Source organism: Acidobacteriota bacterium (genome assembly GCA_018001935.1).
Classification (GTDB): Bacteria; Acidobacteriota; JAAYUB01; order JAAYUB01; family JAAYUB01; genus JAGNHB01.
The window spans coordinates 1-10176 of sequence record JAGNHB010000101.1; the positions used below are offsets into that span (position 1 = coordinate 1).

6 protein-coding genes are annotated in these 10176 nt (G+C 66.8%); 3 read left to right on the plus strand and 3 right to left on the minus strand.

Going from position 1 to position 10176, the window contains the following annotated elements:
• On the plus strand, window positions 1–637 hold a 637-nt coding region (locus KA419_20795), incomplete at its 5' end, for a hypothetical protein (GenBank protein ID MBP7868373.1).
• A 297-nt stretch (window positions 638–934) separates the two neighbouring features.
• Here the strand turns inward: KA419_20795 and KA419_20800 are convergent.
• From KA419_20800 to KA419_20810, 3 genes are read right to left on the minus strand one after another with little or no spacing between them, the layout of a single operon-like run.
• Window positions 935–3733, minus strand: a complete 2799-nt coding sequence (locus tag KA419_20800) for a ComEC/Rec2 family competence protein (GenBank protein MBP7868374.1) — start codon at window positions 3731–3733, stop codon at window positions 935–937.
• Entirely contained in the window at window positions 3730–6192 is a 2463-nt protein-coding gene (gene priA, locus KA419_20805; GenBank protein MBP7868375.1) for a primosomal protein N', read from the minus strand. The genes KA419_20800 and priA overlap by 4 nt, the downstream gene beginning before the upstream one ends.
• Entirely contained in the window at window positions 6192–7790 is a 1599-nt protein-coding gene (locus KA419_20810; GenBank protein ID MBP7868376.1) for a tetratricopeptide repeat protein, read from the minus strand. Before KA419_20810 ends, priA begins: the two co-directional genes overlap by 1 nt.
• A gap of 106 nt (window positions 7791–7896) precedes the next feature.
• Here KA419_20810 and KA419_20815 point away from each other — a divergent pair, with 106 nt between their 5' ends.
• Both KA419_20815 and KA419_20820 read left to right on the plus strand, forming a co-directional pair.
• Window positions 7897–9501 carry a GAF domain-containing protein gene (locus tag KA419_20815; GenBank protein ID MBP7868377.1) on the plus strand — a complete coding sequence of 535 codons (1605 nt, stop codon included), beginning with the start codon at window positions 7897–7899 and terminating at the stop codon, window positions 9499–9501.
• A 137-nt stretch (window positions 9502–9638) separates the two neighbouring features.
• Entirely contained in the window at window positions 9639–10046 is a 408-nt protein-coding gene (locus KA419_20820; protein ID MBP7868378.1) for a hypothetical protein, read from the plus strand.
• Window positions 10047–10176: the final 130 nt, after the last annotated feature.

Below are 10176 nucleotides of genomic sequence, written 5' to 3' on the forward strand. Positions count from 1 at the left end.
GGAGGCGCCGGCGACGGCCGGGGAGCGGATGGGGGTCTCGATGGAGACGCTTGTGTTGAGCGGCGAAGGGGCGGGAGTCTCGGCGGAGGTGCCGGCGGCAACCGCGGAAGTGGCGGAAATCTCGCCGCAGATGCCGGTGGAACTGACACAAGCCCCGGGGACGGCAGGGATCCCGCCGGCGGTGCTGGCAACGGCGGAAGCGGAAGGGATCCCGCCGGAGGTTCAGGCGGCGGCGGAAGCGGCGGGAATCCCCCCGGAGGTGCTGGCGGCGGCCGTGGCGGAGGCGGCGCGGGCGCAGGTGAGGGCGTCGTGGCTGGCCCCGCTGAACGGCGCGGGCGGCCGCAAGGGGGTCTTCGCCACGCTGACGGCGGTGGAGTACTACCGGGTGCTGGACGCGGTGGGCCGCGTGGTGCGCCCGGACAAGGCGGGGGCGATCCCGGCGGAGCTGGCGCCGATCCTGGAGCGGCTGTCGCTGGACGCGTCGGAGTGGCTGGCGTCGGTGCGGGGCTACGACCGCCGCTTCCGCCGGGTGGTGGGCTGCGCCGGCCGCCTCGCGGAGCTGGCCCGCGCCGCCGGCCTCAAGTGGTTCCAGGGCGTCGCCGCCTGCCGCCGGCTCTTCCTCCCCGCCCGGACGTAGAACGCCGCAAGGGCAACACGTATGGATTCGGAAAAGCCCGATGATCGAGCGAAAAAGTGTCTGCAAAACCTTGGGTTGGGTCATCTCCCGGAGGGCGATGGTACTTTTTGCGACCGCGTCAAACTTATTGACCGCTTCAAGATTGACGGTCCCTCAAAAGGCCCGGATTCGGATCTCAAGGAGGCACGGAGAAGAATCATAACGAACTTTGATTCTATGAAATGAAATAAAATTTGCATTTCTCCGTGCCTCAGTGCCTCAGTGAGAGAAAAGGAATTTTTACGGCGGCATCAAGATTCACTCATTCCCCCAGGCCCAGCGGAACGCCTCGTCCTCCTGCGCCCACCGTGCGGGGAAGGCGGGGAAGACCCCGCCGACGGCGAACCACAACTCGATCTCGCCGCGGTCCCGGGTGGTCCACCAGGAGATGCCGCGCGCGTTGAGGGCCTCGCACACCTCGGGCGACGGGTGCCGGAAGAGATGGAAAGGCCCGGTGGACATCACCGCCAGCCGCGGGGCGGCCACGTCCAGGAACCGCCCCGACGTGGAAGTCCGGCTCCCATGGTGCGCGCACTTGAGGAGGTGCACGGGCCCGACGCGGCCGTCCGCCAGAAGCAGGTTCTCCACCCGGCGGTCCACGTCCCCCGTCAGCAGGGCCTTCACCCCGCCGAAGTCGGCTTCCAGCACCAGGGACAGCCGGTTGGACCGGGTCTCGCCATCGTCGGCGGCCGGGTGGAGCACCCGAAGCTTCAGGCCGTCCAGGACCAGGAGCGAAGCGTCCGGACCGCGTCCCCCGGCGGACCTCTCCGGTCCCGCCCCCTCCCCGGAGTCCGGGGCGGCCAGAAGTCGCAGCGGGATGTTCCGCTCCCTGCAGACCCGGAAAACCTCCGCAAAGGTCGCCGGCTGGTTCTTCCACTCCGCTTCCGAAACGTAGACGCCGCCCACTGGGAAGTGGCGAAGGAGGGATATCGCCGACCCGGCGTGGTCGAAGTCGGAATGGGACAGGAGCAGGGCGTCCAGCCGTGGGACGCCCCGGGCCAACAGATGAGGGATCAGAACTTTACGGGCCAAGTCGGTCTGCTCCACGGGCGGGCCGTTCACACGGACCACGGGGCGCAGCCCGGCGGCATCCAGGAGCACGGCCCGCCCCGAGGGCGTCCGGATCAGGATGGACTCTCCCTCCCCCACGTCCAGCATGGTCAGGGTGAATGCGCCCGGCACCGGGGCGGGGGCCCGGGCAAGCAGGAGGGCGAAGCCGACAGTGGCGGCCACGGCTGCCCAGAGTCGTCGCCGACGGCCATTGAGGGCCCAGATCGCCAGGGCCACAAAGAGGGCCACACCCCAGGCCGCGGGGGGGAACAGGAAGGCCGGGTCCCCCGAAAACCGCTCGGCGATCCCCTGCAGCCCCTCGGCCAGACGGGCCGCGACGTGGACCAGGAGGGGGGCCGACGCGGGGGCGACCAGCAGGGCGAGGGGCAGGCACAACAGGAGGATCAGCACGGGCCAGACCAGAACCAGGGCCGGGAGGGTCGCAACGAGGCCCTGGAGCGACACGGGGAGGTGCAGCCATGCCAGGAGCGGGGCGAGGAGGGCCAAAACCGCCGCGGATGGGACCACGGCGCGGCAGAGGCCCCGCCAGATGAAGGCGATCCCCCCCGCCATCGCAGTGAAACCCCCTTTCCCGACCCAGCGGGGAGCCCGAAAGTGGATACGTTCCAGGGCGAAGCGGCACCGGCGCCCGCGACGGTGGTCCACGTCTTCGTCCAAGTCGACCTCGGGGCGGAACAGGTTGCGGGACGCCAGGTCCAGGGGCCGGGTGAGGGCCTTCTCCACGGGCGAGGAGAGGAGCGCCAGGGCGAACACCGAAACGAAGGTCAGCAGGAATCCGGCATCCCGGAGGTACCACGGGTTCACGGCCAGCAGCAGCACGGCAGCCAGGGCGGTCCCGTTCAGCAGGCTCGCCTCCCGGTAGAACATCCGGCCCAGAAGGAACAGGGTGACGACCCAGAAGGCCCGGTCCACCGAGACGCCGGCCTGGACGAATTCCACGTAGCCGCGGAGAAGGACGATGAGCAACAGGTGGTGGGCAGGCCGGGGCAGGCGAAACAGCGCCAGCACTCCGCCCAGGAAGGCGGCGATGAGAGTCAGGTGGAACCCGCTGATGACCAGCAGGTGATAGATCCCCGCGTCCACCCACCGGTCGCGCACGTCGGCGGAAGCGATGTCCCGACCCAGGAGCAGGGCCTTGAGGATGTCCCGAGTGTCCGTATCGGCCACCTCCCGATCCAGCAGTCCGTCGATCCGGAGGTAGAGGTCGTCCATCGCTTCCCGGACCCCCGCCCGGGCGGACACCGCCGCCTCCAGGGTTCGGAAGGCGAGGTCGACGACCGGGCGGACAACGGACAGGCGCCCGGCCAGGGCCCGGACGCGGAACTGAAACCGCGTCCAGGCCGTGGGCTCGTCGGGCAGGAACTCCACGAGTTTCGGCGACTTGCACGACGCCGCCAGGAGGGTCCCCCGGTTGTGGAAGTACAGGGCGGCGGGCCGGACCCCGCGATCCACATACCCCCGCGGCGGGGAGAGCCGCGCCAGGAAGCGGATGCGGCTGCCGCGCCGCCAGGGCCGCTCCAGGCCGTCGGCGCCGTACAGCCTCAACTGGACTGTCCAATTCACGTCCCTGGCCCCGTCACGGTCCCACAGGGTCTCGACGTCGATGGTGGCCTGGATGGAGTTCTCCGCCGCATCGAGGAGGGGCAGGGAGGTGGTGACCCCTTCCAATCGCCAGGCGTCCCCCGTCTCCATGCGCTCGCGGAAGGCCTCGAAAGACTGGCTGCCTTCCCGGTACCGTTTCTGCTCCCGGCGCTCCAGCCCGGCGCCGAGGGCGATGAACAGCGCCGCCAGGGCCAGCAGGGCGGCCAGGCGGCACCGGAGCACGAGGGCGAGACCGGACGCGGCCAGCAACCCCAACGCCCCGGCCTCGAGGCGCCCGGCGGGAAGCGACAGGGCCTGGGCAGCCAGGATCCCCGCGGTCATGGGAACCAGGACAAAGAGCCCCGGGGCCGACAACCCGGTGGTTCGGTGCGGGCAGGGCGTCATGAGAGGGTCATCGGGTCCACGTCCACGGTGATCTTTCGCCAGTTCAGCTTTGCCCGGGCACATCGCTCCCGGAAGGCGATCAGTGTGTCGTGGAGCCCCTCGTCTTGGAAACAGCGGACCATCAGGCTGAAGCGGTACTCGTCCTTGATCTTCTCCAGGAAAGCCGGGACGGGCCCGACGACGCGCAGGTCGCGCTGCAGCCCCCGCTCCCGGATCGCCTCCCGAAGCCGGCCCCCCGCCCCTTCCGCCAGACGCCGGGCCTCCGACTCCGACCGGCCGGAGAAGGTCATGAAGACGACGCGGGAGAAGGGAGGGTAAAGGAGCCGTTTCCGGAACCCGATCTCCTCGGCGTAGAACTGTCGGTAGTCCTGAGAGCGGGCGAAGCGGACGGCGTAGTGGTTGGGGTAGTAGGTCTGGATGTAGACCTCCCCCGGGGTTTCGCCCCGACCGCTGCGGCCCGCCACCTGGGTCAGGAGCTGGAAGGTGCGCTCCGCGGAGCGGAAGTCGGCGATCCGGAGGGAGATGTCCGTGGAGAGGACCACCACCAGCGTGACCCCGGGGAAGTCGTGCCCCTTGGCGATCATCTGGGTCCCCACCAGGAGGTCGATCTCCCGGCGCTCGAAACGCTCGAGGATCGCCTTCATGCTGCCGCGCTCGCGGGTGGTGTCGCGGTCGAAGCGTTCCACGCGCTTCCCGGGGAACTTCCGGGTGAAGAGTTCCTGGAGCTTCTCCGTGCCCAGGCCGATCTGCTGCAGATAGGTGCTCCCGCAGTCGGGGCAGGCCCCCGGGACCGGGCGGACGAAGCCGCAGTAGTGGCACAGCATGCGGTTCTCCCCGGCGTGGTAGGTCATGGAGATGCTGCAGTGGGCGCACAGCAGCGTGTTCCCGCACTTGCGGCAGAGGAGCAGGGGGGCGAAACCCCGCCGGTTCAGGAGAACCATCACCTGCTCGCCGTCCCGCATGCGATCCGCGATGGCGCGGAACGCGCTCCCGGCGATGACGATCCCCTTGCCGAAGCGTTGGAACTCCACCGCCAGGTCCACCACGTGGACCTCGGGGAGCGGGCGGGACAGGATCCGCTCCGGCAGCTCCACCAATTCGTAGCGCCCGCTCTCCACCGCCCCGTGGAAAGACTCGACGGCAGGCGTCGCCGAGCCCAGCACCAGCGCGGCCCCCGTCAGCTCCGCCCACCGCGCGGCCACGTCGCGGGCGTGGTAGCGCGGCGTCTCGTCCTGCTTGTAGGACCCGTCGTGCTCCTCGTCCAGGATGACCACGCCAGGGTCCTTCAGGGGCGCAAAAAGGGCCGATCGCGTCCCCACCACCACCCGGGCCTCCCCGCGCCGCAGGCGGTGCCACTGGTCGTGCCGCTCGCCCTCGGAGAGCATGCTGTGGAAGAGGGCCAGGCGGCTGCCGAAGTGGGTGAGAAACCGTCGCGTCAGGGCGGGGGTGAGGGCGATCTCCGGAACCAGCATGACGGCGGTCCGCCCTTTCGACAGCGCCTCGCCGATCAACTCGATGTAGACCTGCGTCTTGCCGCTTCCCGTCACCCCCAGCACCAGGAATTTCCCGTGAACCCCGTGCCGGATGCGCTCGCCGATCCGCCGGACCGCCTCCCGCTGGTGGGTGGTCAGCGTGAAGTCCTCGGTCTCCCGGGCCTCGTAGTGGCGGAACGGGTCCCGGTAGTCCTCGCCGGTGAAGACCCGGATAACACCCTTTTTTTCCAAGGCTTTAACTACATCGTACCCCACCCCGGCCTCCCGGACCAGGCGAAACACCGGCAGGGGGGTCTCGTGGGAGAGGACGAACTCCAGGGCGGCCCGCTGCCGGGCGGGAAACGTGGAAGGGTCCACCACCGGCGAGGCCAGATCGAGGAAGCGGACCTGCCGGAAACCGGTCCGGGAACCGCCCACGTGGAGGTCCCGGTGCAGCAGCCCGGCCCGCTCGAGGTCGGACAGGGCCCGGTCAAGGCCGGGAGCGGGGATGAGCCGGGCCAGCTCGTGCTTGAGGGACCCGGGCCGGGCGCGGACCAGGGCCAGGACCTTGTCGCGGAAGGGGACCCTGCCGGGCGGGGAGGTCCAGGCGATCCCCGCGGCGGTGGGGCTGTAGGCGTATGTGGTGTCCACGGAGGACCCGGGCGGGAAGAAGAGGTTGAAGCACTCCCCGGGAGGGGTGAACCACCGCCGGCTCATCCACTCCCCCAGTTCCATCTGGGCCCCGCCCAGCACCGGTTCCCGGTCGATGACGGTCACGATCTCCTTGAGCAGAACGCCCTCCGGGGCCGCGTCGGCAACACCGGTCACGATGCCGTTGGCGTGGCGGTTCCCGAAGGGCACCACCACGCGGCACCCCGGCTGCGCACCGGAGGGTGCGTCCCCGGGCGAGAGGTAGGTGTACGGGTTGTGGACCGGCGCCAGGAGCGCCACCCTCCGGAGGCGGGACGGGGCGTCGCCGGTGCCCATCAGCGGAAAGGCGGCTGCTCGAGGGCCTCGCGGGATTTGACGGCGAACTCGTTCTCCAGCCCGGAGGCTTCCCGGAGCAGTTCGCCGGCCCGGCCCGCGTTCCCGGCCCGGAGGTACAACTGGGCCAGGTTGAAGAGGATCTTCCCGTAAAGGGTGCTGTTGCCCGAGAGGTTGTTGAGGATGTCCCGCGCCTGGTCGGTGTGATTGAGCTGCATCAGCGTCACGGCCTTCCCGATGTTGGCCCGGATGAAGTTGGGGTTGATCAGGTTGGCCTTGTCGAAGAACTCGATCGCCTGCTCCGGGTCTTCGAGGAGGTAGTGAATCCGGCCGATGCTGTAGTAGACGTCCGCGTAGGCGAGGTTGTGCTCGGCGGCGGCCAGCAGGACCTGGAGTTCGGCCCGGAGGTAATTCTCCTTCCCCTTGTAGGCCGCCTCGTCGAAGATGGTGTCGCCCGACTGGAGCATCATGCCGGGCATGTCCCGGAAATCGGCGCACAGCTCCTCGAACGTCCGGATGGCCTCCTCGACCCGGTCGTGTTCCTTGAAGGCAAAGGCCAGGCTGATCTTGGCCGGGAGGAAGTGGGGGGCCTTCTCGAGGCACTTCCGGAAGAAATCGACGGCCTGCTCGAACTGGTTGAGGCGCTGGAACTCCCGACCCAGGCGGAAATAGAGTTCGGGCAGGTCGATGCCCTCGAGGATCATCTTCTGGTAGTGGGAGACGAGGAGCCCGCGGAACCAGTCGTTGGAAACGAGGTTACCCCGCTCGCCCTGGAAGGGGAGCGCCAGGACGTCGATGGCAAGAGTCCGGTAGAACAGCTCTTCGGACCACTTGCGGATCTCGTTCTCCGTGGGCGAAAACCCGGGGTCGGCCTCGAGGAGTTCGAGGAGGGCGGGGTGCTCAGACCGGGCGCCGATCCGGTTCCGAAGGTAGGCCACGGGCTTGAGGTATGCCGCCGGTTCGGTGGAGTGGGGCAGGATGTCTTCCACTTCCCGAAGGGCCTCGTCGTGCTGCTTGAGCATGATCAGGACCGCGATGCGCTTGAGGCGAGCCTCCTCGAAGGGGGTTTTCTCCATGACGGCCCGGTGGAGGAGGTCCTCCGCTTCCGAGTACTTCTTCATCCGGAAACGGGCGATGGCGAGGATGTGGAAGAGGTCGGCGTTGAGCCGGAGGATCTTCCGCACCACCTGTTCCATCCGGTCCGTGTTCCCGGTGTTCAGGAGGCTCAACGCGAGGCTGGTGATCAGGGAGAGGTTCGCCGGGTCCTTTTCCAGGATCCCCTCGAAGGCCCGGATCGCCAACGGGAAGTTCAAGGCGTTGTTGTAGGCGATGCCGCGGAGAAACTCGAACTCCGGGTTGCCGGGGAGACGTTCCAGCGCCTTGCCGAGGACCTTCACGGCCTCCTTGTCCTGCCGCTGGGAAATGAGCTTGATGGCAAGGCACTTGTAGCACTCGTTGACGAAGGCGGCGGCGAGGTCGACGTAGATTCCCTCAGGGTCGGTCTCCCCGTGGGTGATCCGACCGAAGTGGTCGAGGGCTTCTTCGTAAAGACCGCAACTGAAGCACTTGACGCCGTCTTCGAAAAAATCCCTGGCTTCCATTTTGTTGCAGATTTTCCTGAAAAATGTTATTCTTGCATCAAAGTTCGGGTTTAGTTTATCATGGGCGGGTGAAAACGGGAACACTTTTCTGATTCGGGAGCCGGGGATGGGAAGCAGGCACACAGACCGGTTGTACGAGCAGTACATATCGAAGGACTCGGTCAAGTCCCTCCTCGAGATGTTCCTCGCCGCCTCCGAATCCCAGGGCTTCCGGGACGCCGTGGAGCGCATCTTCGACATCGTGTTGAAAATGCACGATTACAAGGCCGTCTGGGTGTTCCTCCAGGACGAGAACTGGGACCGGGTGTCCCTTTACGCCCACCGGGGCCTCAACCCCTCCCTCGTGGCGGCCGAGGCCCAGACCGACTGCTCCGAGTGCATCATCGACTTCGTCATGACCACGGGCCAGGTGATCGCCCTCAAGGACATGGCCGGCTGCAAGCGCCTCCTTCGGAGCATCCCCATCGACCTCTCGGAGGTCTGCTGTCACATTTCGCTCCCCATCAAGCTGGGTTGGCGGACCGTGGGAGTCCTCAACCTCGGCACGCCCACCCGGCGGAACTTCCCGGTCCCCGAGATCCAGTACCTCGCCCTGGTGGCCGGGGTCCTGTCCCTCCGGCTGAAGGCGGAACGCAGCGGCGGGACCGGCCAGGAGGGGGAGATCTCCCCGGAAGGCCTGCGGAAGCTCGTGGACAAGATGATGGACGGCATCCTGCTCATGGAGAAGGACGCCAGCGTGACCCTGCTCAACCCCAAGGGCCGCACTTTTTTGGAGAACTTCTCGGAGATCGAGAAAGGGGAGTTTTTCGACCGTTTCGGGCGTATCCAGGGCCAGATCCTCGAGGAACTCAACAGCTGCACCGACGACCTGATGGAGTACGAGCTGGAGCTTTCCCCCCCGGGCGGCAAGATCCTTCGCATCAGCTGCGTACCGCTGGACCGTACCCCCGAGGGCGTGGAGAACGCCTTCATGGTCATCAAGGACGTGACCCGGGAGAAAACCATCGCCCGGCGGGCGCGCATGGACGCCCGGGTGGCCACCGTCGGCCCGCTGCTGGAAGGGCTCTCCCACGAGCTCAACAACCCCCTGGCGGCGGTATCGGGCTATCTCCAGATGCTGATGCGCAAGCACGCCAAGGACGAGTCCGTCATGGGCATCGCCGACAAGATGGAAGCGGAACTCAAGCGCGCCATCACCATGGTCCAGAACCTGATCCAGATGAAGCAGGTGGACCGCTCGCGGCGCAAGCGCATGGAGATCGAGCGCATCCTGATCGACCTTTTCGAGGAGTTCCGCCCCGTGTTCGACCGGTGCAACATCCAGGCCGCCTTCGCGGCGCCCCGCGGGCTGCCCCCCCTCCTGGTGGACGTCGAAAAGATCACCCAGGTGTTCCGCAACATCATCGTCAACGCCGTGCAGAAGATCGAAGAATCGCGGACGCGGGGGACACTCGACATCGCGGTCCAGGAGAAGGAGGGGTTCGTCCAGGTGATCTTCACCGACTCGGGGCCGAAGATCTTCTCCTCCAAGCGCCTGTTCGGCTACGCTCCCATCCTGCGCGAGGACGTCACCGTCAAGGACATGGAACTCAGCCTGGCCTACTGCTACTCCGTCGTCCAGGAGCACGACGGGTTGCTTTACGCCCAGACCGAAGGCGGCAACCTGACCGGCTTTGTCGTCGAGCTCCCGATCCCGGGCCCGGGGGATTAACCCCCCCTCGTCTGGATCGGAACCAATATCGGTATCGGTATCGCTATCGCTATCGCAATCGCTATCGCTATCGCAATCGCTATCGGTATCGCCGTCGCTATCGCAAGCTCGAACCATCATTCCATGGAGGATATACCATGAACGCCAAACGTTTGCTTCTCGTTGCCGTGTCCGCCCTGCTGCTGGCCTTCCCGACGCTCCTGGCGGGCGACTTCAACGCGCTGCCGTTCGCCGTCACCCTCGGCGGCCAGAAGGCCGTGGCGGAGAAGGCGGATTCCACCCACGCCACGATCGCCGAGCCCGTGGCCTCCGGCGCCGAACTGGTGGTCGATACCAAGGAGGCCATGGTCATCGTCAACATCTTCGACTGCGACGCCCAGGGGAACGTGGCGTCGGGCGTCCAGCCCCTGATCGTCCTGATGCAGGGCACCAACAAGAGCCCCATCAGCAAGACCATGGACGGCAAGGTCGCCAAGCCCGGCCATCACATCATGAACATCGTGGCCGGGGGCCAGACCGCCCGGGTTTTCTTCACGGTGAAGTAGGTTTGATGGCCTCGCAAAAAGTCAAAACAAGGGATATTATACAGAAAACAAAAGGAATATTCATCATTTTCCGCTTGACAGAGATTTGCTTTTTGTGTAGTGTATGCCTTTGATAAATTAGGGCATGCAG